Genomic DNA, 15,886 nt, shown 5'->3' with positions numbered 1-15,886 from the left:
AAGAGGTTCACCCATGAATGATTCCTTGAAAATTATGCTCGTTGATGACCAGTTCTTGGTACGAAATGGGCTTAGCATGCTCATTAATTCTCAACCGGATTTCCACGTTGTAGCTGAAGCTTCCGACGGCGAGGATGCCCTTTCTCAGTTTCTCCAATTACAGCAGGAGAATCGTGAGCCCCACATTGTAATGATGGACGTTCGAATGCCCCAGATGAATGGACTGGAAGCTACCGCGCATATTCTCCGGAGCTCAACCCGCGCCAGAATTATTATGCTGACTACTTTTGATATAGACGACTATGTCTTTGAGGCGATCCGTCTGGGAGCAAGTGGTTTTCTCCTCAAGGATGCTCCACCGGAAGAACTACTCACCGCTATACGCACAGTTCACCGGGGCGACGGCGTCATTGCCCCATCCGCAACCAAACGGCTCATGGAGAAAATGGTACCCCTAATAACCAAGCCGTCAGATAGCACCACGACCCCTCATTTGGAGCATATTGCTTCACTCACCGGTCGAGAACATGAGATTCTGCTACTCATGGCACGGGGCATGACAAATAAGGAGCTCTGTGAATTTCTGTTTCTGAGTGAAGCAACCGTTAAAACACATGTTTCACATATCCTTGCCAAGCTGGGAGCTCGGGACAGAGTACAAGCTGTGGTTATGGCGTATGAAGCTGGGCTGATGAAAAACTAGCCTGAGAGAGGACGTCATCATACTAGAGAATGACTTTCAAAAAATATTTAAACCTTAAGCTTCAGACTAGAGTGCGATGTGTTCCCTGACCAGCTAGTTCATTATTAAAAGTATGACAGCTCACTCATCTTCAGACTTCTCCTCTCGTCCCCCTAGTTCAAATCCTCAGTCCGTTGAATATTCCGTGGTGGCAAAGAATCTCAGTAAAACCTATGGAGCTAGCGGAAATAACGTTCGGGTTCTCAACAATCTCGATGTTGCCTTCCCACAAGGGCAATTTACCGCCATTATGGGAGCTTCTGGTTCAGGTAAATCTACCCTCCTTCATGTGCTTTCCACCCTTGATACTGCTGATGAAGATACCAAAACATCAATAATGATTGATGGCAACGAACTGTACAGTAAGAATGATGCGGAACTATCCCGGTTTCGTAGCGAAAAGATTGGCTTCATTTTTCAGGCATTCAATCTCATTCCCACTCTGACCGCTGAGCAGAATATCGAGTTGCCAGCAGGATTATCTGGACAAAGCGTTGACACTCTCTGGAAGAATCAACTCATTCGTTCGCTGGGGCTCAGTGAGCGACTCGCCCATAAACCTGCAGAATTATCAGGTGGGCAACAGCAGCGCGTTGCTATCTGCAGAGCACTACTTACCCGCCCTGCCGTTGTCTTTGCAGACGAACCCACAGGAAATCTTGATACTCATTCAAGCCGAGAAGTTCTTGAACTTCTCCGAGAGGCTAGTCAGAAATATGGGCAAACCATTCTTATGGTGACCCATGACCCTCAAGCTGCCTCCTACGCAGATTGTGTAGTGCTGATGAAGGACGGCGCGCTGGTCAACCAGGTTGATAATCCCACCCGAGAATCCGTGCTGGACGCTCTTACCGAGTTGGGAGAAGAACAGTGAAATCACAAGTTACTTCATTGAGAACCGTAGCTGTATCGCAGCTCGTCAGCGAGCGCTCGAAACTATCTTTGACCGCGTTAGGCATTACTCTGGCTGTTCTTTTTCTGACGGGGATTTTTATTGTCAATCAATCTACAACTGCAGCTCTTGAAGAAGATGCAACTTCTCTCTATAAAAATTCCGATTATGTAGCTCAAGCGCCGGGAAGTTTTTATGGGGACACTGATAAAGGCGAGGATTTTCTGTCGGAGCAAGTACTCCGAGATATTGCTGATTCACCAGTGGTGAAATCAAGTTGGCCTCTCTATAAACGAGAAGAAAGCCTGCAACTGGTAGAAAATAAGACTGCAATCATGACGCGTTCCAATTTTCCTGAAGATTCCTCAATATTTCCCTGGTCTATTGATGGACGTGCGCCTACGGCTTCCAATGAGGTTTTGATTTCCTCCCAAACCGCTGAAGAATACGGGCTGATGGTAGGCAATCATTTTCCAATGACTGACCTTGCGCTCAATTCTGAAACAGGGGAAGTGAAAGATTCAGAACGAACAATCGTGGGTATCTTTCAGGTAAAGCAACCTAATTCCTCTGCGGCTCGGTCAGTATTCGAAGGCGGTTCAGCTTTCCAAAAGAATCTAGATAAATTGGCTCTTGATAGTGCTGGGGCAAGAGATGCCTCTGGAACTCGTCAGGTTCTTCTTGAGCTACAGGATCCACACGATAAATCTGCCGAAGTACTTAACTCCTTATGGGCAAATATTGAGTCTAAGCAACGTCCGGTACTTTCATCAGTTGAGGCTCAAATCCAACAAGCAGTACGCAACCAGAGCCAGGGCGTCAACGTCCAACTGTATGTGTTGCTCGTCTTTGGTGGATTAGCTTTATTGATGTCTGCCTTTGTAATTGCCAATACTTTTCATGCTCTGGCAGCTCAACGAGTTCCTCAGCTAGCTCTACTCCGTACGTTGGGGGCATCCAGCACCACTGTATTTTGGCTTCTCATGCTTGAAAGTCTGATATTAGGTGCAGTGTTCTCAGCAGTAGGGGTTTTACTGGCATATGTTTTAGCGTTTTGCCTCAGCAAGATTTTTCAAGATTTCACCATTGATTTCTCTGCCAGTGCTGGACTCATCGGATTTTTGGTAGGGGTTTCGATGACGCTTCTAGCAAATTTGCTGCCCACCTGGAAAGTCTTCAAGATCTCTCCCCTGGCGATGTTTACTTCCGTCAGTGCTCGCAGTTCTGAACGAGCTATCTCGCCTCGCGTGGCACTCTTAGGATTGCTACTCAGCATATTAGGAACCGGGTTATTTGTAGGAGGAAATACCAGCGACCAAACACTATTGATTCTCGCAGGCTGTTTTTCCCTGATGCTGGGATGGGTGTTGCTCTTCCCTCTCATCCTTCGCTGGATTATTCAGACTTTCAAGTGGGGAGCATCTCCCTTTTCAAATCGTGCTTTGGCTTCTCAGAACGCTGTGCATTCGGCAACACGCACTGCAGCTACCGGGCGCATGATATTTTTATCCACAGTGCTGATAGGAGCGGTGCTGATGGGGTATTCCTCCATGAAAACTACAATTTTCACTGCGCTGGATGAATGGTCACCTGTTTCGCTAACAGCCACCATGAGCCCAGATAGAACAACCCCCTCACTCACCTACTCTTCAGTCAGCAAGGAAGTACAAAACCTTTCCCAAAAGGTGATTCAGTTAGAGAATCTTCCCACGGTTGAATCAGCCCAGGTCGTTAGCCCCGCAGGTACATTACTATTAGATTCCCCAGCTCAACCTGGTTTCTTACCAGTGGCGTACGCGGCTGACTGGACTCACTTGCAACAAACCGTACCGGTTGTCAGTGAGTTACTTCAAGACACTCATACAATCGTCATTAATAAGGATTTTGCTGAGGCAAATAACGTTCACGATGGCGAAAAGATCTCGGTGCAAGGAACAGAATCGAATGCAAATTTCACGGTGAGGTTTACCTCTGCAAACATCCCATTTCCACTCATTTCTTCGAAAACCCAGCAGGAGCTAGGTCATCCCACACAAGAATTATTTTCAAAGAATAATGTTTATCCTACGGTTTTCTTCAAGACAACGCCCGGCGCAGGATTCTCTGCGATTCAGGAAGATATGAATGTCATCGCCCAGACGTTGGGGATTCCTTTTCAAGCCCTCAGTGGTGGTGCACTCGAAAGGAATTCTATGGAAGAAAACCTCAATAAAGTCTTGATGGCATGCTTTATCTTGCTCGCTGCAACCATTCTTATCTCCTGCGCAGGAGTAGCAAACTCAACCACTCTCAGCACTATCCAACGATCCCAAGATAACGCTCTGTTCCGAACCATTGGAATGCCCAGTCAAAGACTTCAACAACTCATCTCAACAGAAATCCTGATGATTTCTCTTGTTGCGGCAGTACTTGGATCGCTGGTGGGGGTCTCTATCTGTGCGATGGGATTGCAAATCTTAGCGGTTGAAGATTTAGCGGTGAAGTATTCTTTCCCCTGGATAGAGATTCTTGCAATGATATGTACTGCAATTTTGCTGAGCTGGTTGGCAGCCCTTACACCCGCACAACAAGCCGCAAAAATTTCACCCATAGAAGCCCTACAGCATACCCGCTAAACACCAAAGAGCCGGCCCCCGCGTTTGCGTGGGGCCGGCTCTTGATTGTTTATACGGTTGCGTTTTCAGCGATGTATTTCTTTACCACTTCGGCATCATTGGGCATATCCACCACAAAACGGTCGGCATCCATAATCTCTGCAAAACGAGAGGGAATCTCGGGGTCTTTCCCGATAGCTTCGTTGATGGTCTCAGCGAATTTCACCGGCAGAGCGGTTTCCAAACACACTATGGGCGTATCCACCTGGTGACGCACATCGCGTGCTACCTTCACGCCATCAGCAGTATGAGGGTCAATCAGCACCCCGTTCTTTTCTGAGCAATCGCGAATTGTCTGAACGCGATCCGCATGAGTCGACTTTCCAGACATGAAACCGTAGCGATCTGCCAGAGTGGGGAAAACGTCGTCCGCTGATAGGTCAAAGCCACCGGTTTTGACTTTCTCTCCAAAGAGTTCGCTTACGCGGTCGGCGTCGCGACCCAGTGCATCGAAAACAAAGCGTTCAAAGTTGGACGCGCGGGAAATATCCATCGACGGGCTGGACGTCACGAAAGTATCCGCCGAGCTACGTACCCGGTAATCGCCCGTCTTGAAGAATTCGTCCAACACGTCATTCTCATTGGTTGCCACAATCAGCCGGTCAATCGGGAGACCCATTTGCCGGGCAATATGTCCTGCACAGATATCGCCAAAATTGCCGGTCGGAACGCAGAAAGATACTTTTTCATCGTTCGAGTCAGTCGTACGAATCCAAGTTGAAATGTAGTAGACCACCTGCGCCATCAGTCTCGCCCAGTTGATGGAGTTAACGGCACCAATGCGGTGCTCCCGTTTGAAGTCTGCATCTGCTGAAATCGCTTTGACGACGTCCTGGCAATCATCGAACATACCATCGAGCGCAATATTGAAAATGTTGGGATCGTCCAGACCAAACATCTGAGCTTGCTGGAAAGGAGTCATGCGGTCTTTTGGAGTCAGCATAAACACCCGAATTCCGTCGCGACCGCGCATCGCGTATTCGGCAGAGGATCCCGTATCACCCGATGTCGCGCCCACAATGGTCAGCGTGTCTTGGCGGCGTTCAAGCTCATATTCAAAAAGCTCGCCCAAAAGCTGCATCGCCATATCTTTGAACGCAGCGGAGGGGCCTTCCGAAAGATGAGCAATAAAGATACCCTCTTCCAGCTGGCTCACCGGAACAATATCTTCATGCGCAAATTTGGGCGTGTTATAGGCTCGCGCACAAATACCCTTGAGATCGTTCTTGGGAATATCATCCACGAACAATTCCAATACCTCAGCGGCAAGAGCGTGATAGCCCTCCTGCTCCAGAACAGAACGCCACTTCGTCAGTTGTGCATCATTGAGCACCGGGTATTCAACGGGCAGGTAAAGTCCGCCGTCCGCAGCTAGACCAGCAAGAAGAATATCGCAGAAAGAAAACGGAGTTTGCGAGGAATCGCGCGTGGAGATGTATTGCATAGTCCTAGGTTATCCTGTGTCGGGGTGAAGGGGCATCTGCGCCCACCATGTGGGCTTTATCCCTCTGCCAGCACCTAAGAAGTCGATGTGGCATCTGTCGGCTGAGCTTGTTCCACAGGGGATGATTTTTGTGGATTTTCGCGATCTTTCACCACGTTTTCTTGAGATCGCTGTTGAATCTTCTCAAAGTCATCTGCAAAACGCTTGACTCTTTGATAAACAGCCTCGAAATAGGTGTTTTCAATATCATGCACGCGTGAATCAACATTATTAGATTCGCGGCATTCAGCGTCGGTTTGAGCAACCTTTACTCTTTGCGATTGCGGAAGGGTAAGCGCGTAATCAGACGCCGATTCGAAAGTGGTGAAGTCGGTATCTAGGTGGTCTTTCATGCAGGTGCCCCAAGAATTCTCTACCTCTTTGTATGCCGGGTCTTCTCGAACATTTTCACCCACCGACTGCAGTATTTGGGGTGCTAACACTGCCACTTTGAGTCCGTCTTCCACCGAACCGTAGATATATTGCAGGCTTTCAGCAAAGCAACCATCGACTGCTATTTCACCCGAATCAAGTTCCATAAAATGCACAGATTTTGTACCGTGGGCAGGATTCCCCGTGTACGCTTTGAGACCGCGAGCATCATAGGTAGGGGTCTTTTTCTCCTTGGTGGGAGCAGGAAGATAACCATGTTCTTTGAGCTGGTCTGTATCTACCCCGTTGCGCAACGATGTTTGAAGCGAATAGTCCTTCTGCGCTTCGCTATATTTGCCGCCTCGTGCGCTCACACAGCGGCTCACAAAGGCACGACGAGCGTCCTTCGCTTCGGTTGAGGGTAGAGCCCACGATTGAAGCTGGTCAAGATGTTTTGAGGACGCTTTTTCGGGCTCAAGATTATCGAAATTTTCTGCGGGGGCGCACGCTGTCACTCCCAATAACAGCAAGAGACTGCTCCCCAAACATAGGGATCTAAGGTGGGTGTGGTTCACACTAACGCTCCGGTGGTTCTCTGAAGGGTTTGTCTCAACTATAGTGGGAGGAAAATAATCTACATAACTGTGGACAAACCCATACCGTGAAAGATGAGAATGCCAGAACCACACCCTCTCACCGGTACGTCTCGTCGTTCCCTCATGCGCATGGCGGCAGTTGGATCGGCGGCGGCAGGGCTCAGCGCCATAGCTGTTGCCTCTGCCCAAGCAGAATCAGCTTCCCTATTCCCCGCAGACTTTTCTTACCCAGAAGTTACCGGACCTTCCTTGGCGCTTTGGGGCAGTTCTCCCTTTGACGACGCACGGGTGACTGAAAACGTTCCCTCTGGTTTGGATGCACGCCTAGATGTTCGCCTCAATGCCTATCTGGGGGTACCCGTCCTCAAATTCGGTCGCGGTGGAGAATCCTCCACCAATATCGCCGCGCGTCGAGGTGTAGCAGGGTATGAGACGGTTCTGGGGTTTTCCAAGGACATTATTCCTGCCTCGTCTGAACCCATCACGGTGAAACTCACCAACCCCAAAATTGCGTGGAATAACGCCACCTATTTTCCCGGTTTTATCCAGGATATTCCCGGTGTGATTAGCTCCCTGGGGAATTCAGAGGGATACTACACTTTCACACGCTCCCAAGAGGGCAAAGAACGCTACGCCCCGCATGAAACGGGCGCCGCCGATTTTGTTTCCCAACAATATCTAGTGAGCAAATCCTCCCACCACGTTATTCAAATTGGTCGAAATAATCTGAATTTGCAGGATCTCATTCGTAAGAACACGCAACAGTGTTTTGACATGGCTCCGAAGAAATCACTGGTCATGGGCCACTTTAGATATAAAGACGACGCATCTGATTCCGATCGAGCGAAGCAGGTCATCTCCTATAACGCCTGGGCTGCCAAAACTTTTGGAGATAAATTCATTGATCCTGAGAAGTGGATTATTGAAAATAGTCAGCAGACCTGGCTGAGGTATGGCGATTTATCCGGTTCCGGTGTGTGGGATAAAAAGACCGATGCGAAGACGCTAAAAATGGCAAGATTCCACGCACACTGTACGCATCAGACGGCATCCACCTCAACGGCTGGGGATATTTAGCGCTCTCCCGCATGTTAGAAGCAAAAATTAACGAACTAGGCTGGTTCGTCTAAGAATACCGCGGCGTTTAATACAAAGAAGTGCTCCCTCTGTTGAGGGAGCACTTCTTTGTAGCCTGCTCAAAGCGGAAAGCCACCGGGCTATACCTTACACATTTTAGGAATCCGTTTTTGGCTCTTCATAACGAGGGAAGACGGGCGCCGGCTGCGGTAATTCAGTGCCGGGAGTCAGTGTCTTATCCATGGATGAGAACTGACGGTCATCGTCTGCAACAGCAAGCAAATCGAGCATCTTACCCATTGAAGAAGGCATCACCGGCTGAACCAGCAGCGCCACCTGGCGGATAGTCTCAGCAGTCACAAAGAGAACGGTCTTCATTCGCTCTTCATCAGTCTTTTTCAGCTTCCACGGTTCCTGGGCAGTGAAGTAGCGGTTACAATCTGCAATCACATGCCAAATGCGCTCTAATGCTTTATGGAATGCTTGCTGATCGAAATCTACGCGGACGGATTCCAGCAGAGCTGCGGCGTCGTCAAGCATCTTTTGATCTTCAGCGGTGAATTCGCCGTGCTCGGGCACTACTCCCCCGCAATTCTTGGCAATCATAGATAGCGAGCGCTGCGCCAGGTTGCCCAAGTCGTTCGCCAAATCTGAATTGATGCGGTTTTTGATGCCTTCGGCGGAGTAAGAGCCGTCCTGCCCGAAAGAGACTTCACGAAGCAAGAAGAAACGTAGCGGATCCAGTCCGAAGGAGCTCACCAAATCTTCGGGGTCGACAACGTTGCCTACCGACTTGGACATCTTTTCGCCGTCGACCAGGAGGAAGCCGTGGGCAAAGATTCGCTGAGGTAATTCCAAACCTGCTGACCAGAGGAAAGCGGGCCAGTAGATAGCATGGAATCGAGAAATATCTTTACCGATCATGTGTACATCTACGGGCCAGTACTTCTGGAACAGCTCGCTGTCGGTGTCGGGGAAACCTAGACCGGTGATGTAGTTGGTGAGGGCATCCACCCACACGTACATCACGTGCTTCTCATTGCCGGGAACGGGAACACCCCAGTCAAAGGTGGTGCGAGAAATCGAGAGGTCGTTAAGTCCCCCGCGCACAAAAGAGGCGATTTCGTTGCGGCGAGATTCGGGGAAGAGGAAGCCTTCCTGCTCGTAGAGGGCAAGCAGGCGATCCTGGTATTTAGAGAGGCGGAAGAAGTAGGATTCTTCTTCGGTCCAGGTCACTTCAGTACCGGTGGAAATCGCAAAGCGTTGACCGTCTCGAACTTCGGTCTCGTCTTCTGCGTAGTAGGCTTCATCGCGCACTGAGTACCAACCGGCGTACTTATCGAGGTAGATATCGCCGTTAGCTTCCATGCGCTTCCAGATAGCCTGCGAAGCCGCGTAATGATCTTCATCGGTCGTGCGAATGTAGCGGTCGTAAGAGATATCCAGAGCATCGTCCATGGCACGAAATCGGGCAGCGTTCTTATCTGCCAGTTCCTTCGCCGTCATGCCCAGCTTTTCTGCTGTGGTCTGCATTTTCTGCCCGTGTTCATCAGTACCGGTCATAAAACGTACGTCATAGCCGTCTAGTCGTTTGAAACGCGCCATAACATCGGTTGCGATGTGTTCATAGGCGTGACCGATATGGGGGTCGCCGTTGGGGTACGCGATAGCAGTAGTGATGTAAAACGGGGTTGATGTCATACGTATAACCTTAGCGCGGTAGCGGGATTTTGGGGAATTTTGCCAGGGACGATGCTGGATTTCAGCTGAGGGATCAGATTGGTTTATTCAGAGAGATCCACGCTGGCTGCGCGATCGGCTGCAACAATTTGTTTGACCGATTCGACCACTTCGGCATTCGGTGCCGAATCGAGGGCGTAGACGGCGACGGCTGCGCTCTTATCGTCCCGGCGGGATACCTGCATTCCAGCAATGTTGATGGAGGAGGTTCCCAGTACCGTGGACATTGCCGCAATCATGCCGGGTTTGTCTTTGTACTCAAGAATCAGCAGATGGTCCGTGATGGGGATTTCGAGGTCGTACCCAGTCACATTCGTAATTTTTTGGATGTGCTTGGGGCCGGTTACAGTGCCCGCAACTGAAATCGTGTTGCCGCTATTGAGCGTGGCTGAAAGAATCGTCTCGTTACGGAAATATTCCGTTTCGCTGCTGGTAGCCAAATCGACGTTGATGCCTCGCTGCTCAGCCAAAACCGGGGCGTTGACGTAGGAAACCTTATCGGAAACAATATCGGTGAACACACCTTTGAGCGCAGAAAGTTTGAGTGCCCAAACATCCTTATCAGCTATCTCACCGACCACTTTGACTTCGATGCGGGTCATGGCCTCGCCCTGAGTCATTGCGGTCAGAATACGACCGAGATTTTCTGCTAACGGAACGCCAGGTCGTACGTCCTTATCGATAGCGCCGCCCGCGACGTTCACGGCATCGGGAACCAGATCCCCGCTCAACGCCAAACGCACCGATTTGGCTACCGAAATACCGGCCTTTTCCTGTGCCTCAGCTGTGGATGCACCCAGATGAGGGGTGGTGACCACGTTGGGTAATTCGATAAAGGGCACGTTCTCTGCCGGCTCTTTGACGAAGACGTCGATTGCCGCCCCTGCGATCTCGCCGCTGCGTAGCGCCGCGTCCAAATCAGCTTCATCAATCAACCCACCGCGCGCCACGTTCACTACAAAGGCACTGTTCTTCATCTTCTTGAACGATTTGGCGTTAATCATCCCCACGGTCTCAGGGGTACGCGGCATGTGGATGGTTATGAAATCTGCTTCAGAAATCAGCTCATCGAGCTCGACTAGTTTCGCTCCTAAGGATGCCGCACGAGAGGAAGTCACAAAGGGATCATAAGCAATGATTTCTGTGCCAAAGGCTTTGAGGCGTTCGGCAACCAATCCACCGATTCTGCCCAAGCCGATAATGCCGATTTTCTTTTCATAGAGCTCCACCCCGGTAAAGCTTGAACGCTTCCACTCCCCCTGTTTCATAGAGGCATCTGCAGGAGCTACATTGCGAGCGATTCCCAAAATATGGGCTACCGTGAGTTCAGCGGCAGAAATCACGTTTGAGGTGGGAGCATTGACCACCATGACGCCAGCTGCAGTGGCAGCTTTAATATCAACATTATCTAGCCCTACCCCAGCGCGAGCAATGACTTTCAGGCGAGTGCCTGCGGCAATGGCTTCTCCATTGAGCTGAGTGGCAGAACGAATCATGACGGCGTCCGCCTCAGCCAAAGCGGGAAGTAGTTCGGAGCGGTTGGCGCCGTCGCAGTGTCTAATCTCGAAGTCAGACCCCAAAGCTTCGACGGTGGCGGGTGAGAGTTCTTCTGCGATGAGTACTACAGGCTTGTTCGTCACGGTGACACGTTTCCTTAGATGGTGGGGGTCTTGAAGTAGGATGCGAGGATGAAAACCGCCCTCGGCTATGCGCGCGAAGGCGGTTTTCTCACCGCTGAGCGGCAGTTATGCGCACGCACATTTAGCGAGCAACATTGCCTTCGGTGTAATCATCTTCAGCTTTGTTCCAGGAGAAGAGCTTGCGCAGTTCACGACCGGTCTTTTCAATTGGATGAGCTTCGCCCTTGGCACGCAATTTCTTGAATTCGGTGCCACCTGCAGCCTGATCTTCCATAAATCGCTTAGCAAAAGTGCCATCCTGAATATCAGAGAGAACAGCCTTCATGTTCTCCTTGACCTCTGGGGAAATCACGCGGGGACCGGATACATAGTCGCCGAACTCTGCTGTATCTGAAATAGACCAGCGCTGCTTGGCAATGCCGCCTTCAATCATCAAATCAACAATTAACTTCAGCTCGTGCAGAACTTCAAAGTAAGCGATTTCAGGCTGGTAGCCCGCTTCAGTAAGAGTTTCAAAGCCGTACTGAACCAGCTGGGAGGTACCGCCGCACAGCACAGCCTGCTCACCGAAGAGATCCGATTCGGTTTCCTCAGTGAAGGTGGTTTCGATGACGCCAGCGCGGGTAGCTCCCAAGCCCTTTGCGTAGGCGAGCGCACGGTTCTTGGCGTTGCCCGAAGCGTCTACTTCAACAGCAACGAGGGCGGGCACGCCGCGTCCTGCTTCAAATTCACGGCGTACGGTATGGCCGGGGCCCTTGGGGGCAACCATAGCTACGTCAACGCCGGAAGGAGCTGTGATGTAACCAAAACGAATATTGAAACCGTGGGCGAAGAACAGAGCGTTACCTTCGGTCAGGTGGGGCTCAATCTCATTCTTGAAGACTTCTGCCTGAACCTGGTCAGGTGTCAGAATCATGATGATGTCTGCTTCTTCAGCTGCTTCAGCAACACTTGCAACGCGCAGACCCTGGGCTTCGGCCTTTTCACGGGACTTTGAGCCTTCAGAGAGACCTACAACAACATCAATACCAGAATCGCGCAAGTTCAGTGCGTGGGCGTGGCCCTGAGAGCCGTAGCCGATGATTGCAACTGTCTGATCGGAGAGCAAGCCCAAATCGGCGTCGTCGTTGTAATAAATAGTTGCTGCCATGATGCAGTTACTCCTTCTTTTGTGGAAAAGCGGTTCACCTCTGTTTAAGGTGAAGATCTTATCGAGTGAAGTATTCTACCCACTCAAAACTTTTTAGTGGCGGGTTGCCTTTTCGCTCATCGACCGCGGGCCGCGGGACAGCCCAAGGGTTCCCGCACGCACAATTTCGCGGATGCCAAAGGGCGCCAGTACATCGAGCAGAGCACCAAGCTTCTCTGCCGAACCGGTTGCTTCAATCACCACCGATTCGGGGGAAACATCAACGATGGACGCGCGGAATAAATCAGCCGCTTGAGTCACCTGCAAACGCGCCTGAGCGTCGGCTCGCACCTTAATCATGATGTGATCACGTTGAACTGATGTCTCTGCCGGGAGTTCGACTATTTTGAGCACATGAATTAGCTTGTTGAGCTGTTTGGTGACCTGCTCAAGAACCTGCTTCTCGGCGTCCAACACGATGGTGATGCGCGAGATACCCGAAATTTCAGTGGGACCTACCGCCAACGAATCGATATTGAACATACGCCGTGCGAACAAACCAGATACGCGGGCGAGAACACCTGGTTTATCTTCTACCAGAACTGAAAGAGTGTGTCGGTTCATTATGCGGCGTCTCCAAAATCGGGTGAGGTGTTCTTGGCAATTTGAATAAGGTCGTTTGAAACACCGGCGGGAACCATTGGCCATACCATCGCATCGGGGCTTACGGTGAAGTCCACAACCACCGGGCGGTCATTGATCTCAAGCGCCTGGCGGATGGTGTCATCGACGTCGTCGTCCGATTCGCAACGTAACGCCGCGCAGCCATAAGCTTCGGCAAGTTTGACGAAATCAGGGATTCGTTCGGTCCCGTGCCCGGTTTTCAGGTGGGTGTTGGAGTACCGTCCGTCATAAAACAGGTTTTGCCACTGGCGCACCATTCCAAGCGAGGAGTTATTGATAATCGCTACCTTGATGGGGATGTTGTTTTGTACGCAGGTTGCTAGCTCCTGGTTGGTCATCTGGAAGCAGCCATCACCGTCAATTGCCCATACAACTTTTTCTGGTTCTCCTACCTGGGCTCCCATTGCTGCAGGTACCGAATACCCCATGGTTCCAAGGCCTGCGGAGTTGATGAAGTGGCGGGGCTTCTCATGTTTGATGAAGTGCGCGCTCCACATTTGGTGCTGCCCCACGCCGGAGACATAAATGGCATCCGGTCCGGTTAACGCAGAGATTCTTTCCAGAACGTATTGCGGTGAACCCAGCCCATCTTCGGTTTTCACATAGCCCAGTGGGTAGTCCGTTCGAATCTTATTGAGATAGGTCCACCAACCGGAAAGATCGGGTAAGGAGTTGCTGTAATCTTTGGCTAGGATTTCAGCCAAATCTGGCAGGACGTTTTTCAAGTCCCCCACGATGGGCACGTCCGCATAGCGGTTCTTGGATATTTCCGCAGGGTCAATATCGATGTGGATGACCTTGGCGCCGGGCGCAAACGAATCTAGGACGCCGGTCACACGGTCATCAAATCGGGCTCCCAGAGTAATCAGCAAATCTGATTTCTGCAGGGCTGTTACTGCAGGTACGGTGCCGTGCATGCCTGGCATTCCAAGATTTTGTTCGTGGGAGTCGGGGAAAGCACCTCGGGCCGTCAAGGTAGTAACGACTGGAGCCTTAATCGTTTCTGCCAAGCTCATCAATTCTTTAGAAGCATTTGCCTTAGTCAGACCGCCGCCCACGTAGAAAACCGGTCGTTGCGCTTCTGCAATCAGACGTGCGGCCTCACGAATCTGCTTGATATGTCCCTGGGTAACGGGCTTATACCCTCGTACTTCAGTCTTCGGCGGCCAGGTGAAATCCATCATGCCCTGCTGCGCATCCTTGGTGATATCGACCAAGACGGGACCGGGGCGTCCGGTGCGCGCAATATGGAAGGCAGTTGCTATGCAACGTGGGATTTCTTGTGCATCGCGCACCATAAAAGAATGTTTGGTGATGGGCATAGTCATACCCACAATGTCAGCTTCCTGGAAAGCATCGGTACCGATGACTGAAGATGCAACCTGTCCCGTAATCGCAACCATCGGAACAGAGTCCATGTTGGCATCTGCCAAGGGAGTCAACAGGTTTGTAGCACCGGGGCCCGATGTCGCTATGCAAACGCCGACGTTGCCCGTTGCAATAGCGTATCCCTGGGCGGCGTGACCCGCTCCTTGCTCATGGCGTACGAGAATATGGTTCAATTTTTCCGAATCAAACAGTGGATCATAGGTAGGAAGAATCGCCCCGCCCGGTAGACCAAAAATATCGGTGACGCCCAACAGCTCCAGCGAGCGCACAATCGCCTGCGAACCTGTCATTCGGATGGGTTCTGCTGAACCTGCTGTAATGGTTTCCTGCTGGTTGCTAGGCTGCGACGAACTTGATTCGTGGGGAGAAGTGGAGTTTCCCGTGGTCATACACGTTCCTCTGGGGTTGGCCATGAGCGTTGAACCCATAGCAAAGGTTTGGTTTTCTTCTACTGTTTCTCGGGTCTTCGGTTATTTGGATAATAAAAAACCCCTTTACTCTGGGGAGCGAAGGGGTGCGCAAGTTGGCATCAAAAATGACCTCTAGACGCCCCTAGGCAATCACTAGAAGGTTAATGATTTGGTGAGTAGCAACTAGCATTTTCATAGTTTTAATACTGGTGGGGCACGCCACAAGTGTCAAAGGTGTCTCACAGTTCAAGATTGACCAGGTGTAGTACACCCGATGTTCATTTTTCAGAAAGTCATTGCTCTGATCTGCGTAAACTTTATTTTGCAGCCAGGATATGAGGACGAGGTGACGTCATATGTTCTCGCGGCGTAATAGTCGTTAGGCTTCTTATTCCAAAAGGTAGACTGGCACCCATGAACGAGCCATTACTCACTAGCGAAGAGGTCGGGAAGTCCCTCCACCCCGTTTTTGACACCCAAATTATCAATTACGGCGCCTACAACCTCGTCTTTGCCACAGGGTCGGCTATCTATCGAAATCCAGATATCGCCGCCGGGCAGAAGCCCGAGCAAAACCATTTCCTCATTGGCTATCGGGAACTTCCCCAAGAAGTTATTGTTGCCCCGGTTGAACTTCCAGCCGTCTCTGCCGCAGGCTCCCCCACGTCGATTGATAACACCAATGCGTTGCGAGCCTATGCAGTTGGGCCCCGCAGCTTAGGTTTGGAATCGACCAACGGCACATCGTTCTTTCTTCGCTTTCAAGAAAAAATGGAGGTTACGACGTCGGCGGGTTCGGGCATCCTCGACCAGCGCCTCGACATTGAAGATTTCTTCAAATTTCTCGAAACTTCATGGCTAGAACCGTTTGAAGACTAATGCGGTCATAGGGTAAAGAAAATTTGCATAAAAAAGACCGGTTCTTTCGAACCGGTCTTTTTATGTGGTGCGCCCCCTCGGACTTGAACCGAGAACCCATTGATTAAGAGTCAATTGCTCTGCCAATTGAGCTAGAGGCGCTTGCCTGTTGCCTTGCAACGAATAAAAACTATACAGAGAACATGCGCTACAGCGCAAA

General features: G+C 50.7%; 12 protein-coding genes and 1 tRNA gene. 5 read left to right on the top strand and 8 right to left on the bottom strand.

Annotation, left to right across the window (positions count from 1 at the left end; all coding sequences use genetic code 11):
- The first annotated feature begins 13 nt into the window (after window positions 1-13).
- The 3 genes from ACFR81_RS07830 to ACFR81_RS07820 all read left to right on the top strand — a co-directional run bounded on the left by ACFR81_RS07830 (window position 14) and on the right by ACFR81_RS07820 (window position 4,249).
- Window positions 14-703 carry a response regulator transcription factor gene (locus ACFR81_RS07830; RefSeq protein ID WP_343875168.1) on the top strand — a complete coding sequence of 230 codons (690 nt, stop codon included), beginning with the start codon at window positions 14-16 and terminating at the stop codon, window positions 701-703.
- A 112-nt stretch (window positions 704-815) separates the two neighbouring features.
- Complete coding sequence (locus tag ACFR81_RS07825; RefSeq protein WP_343875170.1) at window positions 816-1,616, top strand: ABC transporter ATP-binding protein; 801 nt, start codon at window positions 816-818, stop codon at window positions 1,614-1,616.
- Window positions 1,613-4,249, top strand: a complete 2,637-nt coding sequence (locus ACFR81_RS07820) for an FtsX-like permease family protein (RefSeq protein WP_343875172.1) — start codon at window positions 1,613-1,615, stop codon at window positions 4,247-4,249. Before ACFR81_RS07825 ends, ACFR81_RS07820 begins: the two co-directional genes overlap by 4 nt.
- Window positions 4,250-4,298: 49 nt before the next feature.
- On the opposite strand, the gene thrC is transcribed toward ACFR81_RS07820, so the two are convergent.
- Both thrC and ACFR81_RS07810 read right to left on the bottom strand, forming a co-directional pair.
- The gene (thrC, locus tag ACFR81_RS07815; protein WP_343875174.1) at window positions 4,299-5,732 is read right to left on the bottom strand and encodes a threonine synthase; all 1,434 of its coding nucleotides are present in this window, start codon (window positions 5,730-5,732) and stop codon (window positions 4,299-4,301) included.
- 74 nt (window positions 5,733-5,806) lie between these two features.
- A complete protein-coding gene (locus ACFR81_RS07810) occupies window positions 5,807-6,673 on the bottom strand; it encodes a hypothetical protein (protein ID WP_343875176.1) in 867 nt (288 codons plus the stop codon).
- A gap of 144 nt (window positions 6,674-6,817) precedes the next feature.
- Here ACFR81_RS07810 and ACFR81_RS07805 point away from each other — a divergent pair, with 144 nt between their 5' ends.
- Window positions 6,818-7,816 (top strand): hypothetical protein, encoded by a 999-nt coding sequence (locus ACFR81_RS07805; protein ID WP_343875178.1) that lies wholly within the window; start codon window positions 6,818-6,820, stop codon window positions 7,814-7,816.
- A 156-nt stretch (window positions 7,817-7,972) separates the two neighbouring features.
- Here the strand turns inward: ACFR81_RS07805 and metG are convergent, their stop codons facing one another.
- From metG to ACFR81_RS07780, 5 genes are all read right to left on the bottom strand, one after another.
- Window positions 7,973-9,517 (bottom strand): methionine--tRNA ligase, encoded by a 1,545-nt coding sequence (metG, locus tag ACFR81_RS07800; protein WP_343875182.1) that lies wholly within the window; start codon window positions 9,515-9,517, stop codon window positions 7,973-7,975.
- Window positions 9,518-9,600: 83 nt separating this feature from the next.
- Window positions 9,601-11,196, bottom strand: coding sequence for a phosphoglycerate dehydrogenase (gene serA, locus ACFR81_RS07795; protein ID WP_343875183.1), 1,596 nt, complete (start codon window positions 11,194-11,196; stop codon window positions 9,601-9,603).
- Window positions 11,197-11,317: 121 nt separating this feature from the next.
- Window positions 11,318-12,346, bottom strand: a complete 1,029-nt coding sequence (gene ilvC, locus ACFR81_RS07790) for a ketol-acid reductoisomerase (RefSeq protein WP_068170273.1) — start codon at window positions 12,344-12,346, stop codon at window positions 11,318-11,320.
- 93 nt (window positions 12,347-12,439) lie between these two features.
- Window positions 12,440-12,949 carry an acetolactate synthase small subunit gene (gene ilvN / locus ACFR81_RS07785; RefSeq protein ID WP_068170274.1) on the bottom strand — a complete coding sequence of 170 codons (510 nt, stop codon included), beginning with the start codon at window positions 12,947-12,949 and terminating at the stop codon, window positions 12,440-12,442.
- Window positions 12,949-14,787 carry an acetolactate synthase large subunit gene (locus tag ACFR81_RS07780; protein WP_343875186.1) on the bottom strand — a complete coding sequence of 613 codons (1,839 nt, stop codon included), beginning with the start codon at window positions 14,785-14,787 and terminating at the stop codon, window positions 12,949-12,951. The genes ilvN and ACFR81_RS07780 overlap by 1 nt, the downstream gene beginning before the upstream one ends.
- Before the next feature lie 435 nt (window positions 14,788-15,222).
- Between ACFR81_RS07780 and ACFR81_RS07775 the strand changes: the two genes are divergently transcribed.
- Window positions 15,223-15,687 carry a hypothetical protein gene (locus ACFR81_RS07775; RefSeq protein ID WP_145173235.1) on the top strand — a complete coding sequence of 155 codons (465 nt, stop codon included), beginning with the start codon at window positions 15,223-15,225 and terminating at the stop codon, window positions 15,685-15,687.
- Window positions 15,688-15,752: 65 nt separating this feature from the next.
- On the opposite strand, the gene ACFR81_RS07770 is transcribed toward ACFR81_RS07775, so the two are convergent.
- Window positions 15,753-15,828: transfer RNA gene (locus ACFR81_RS07770), tRNA-Lys, on the bottom strand.
- Window positions 15,829-15,886: the final 58 nt, after the last annotated feature.

This window comes from Rothia amarae, from assembly GCF_042677725.1.
GTDB lineage: Bacteria > Actinomycetota > Actinomycetes > Actinomycetales > Micrococcaceae > Rothia > Rothia amarae.
Note: the sequence above shows the minus strand (reverse complement) of the source record. Positions and strands in the feature narration are given on the sequence as shown.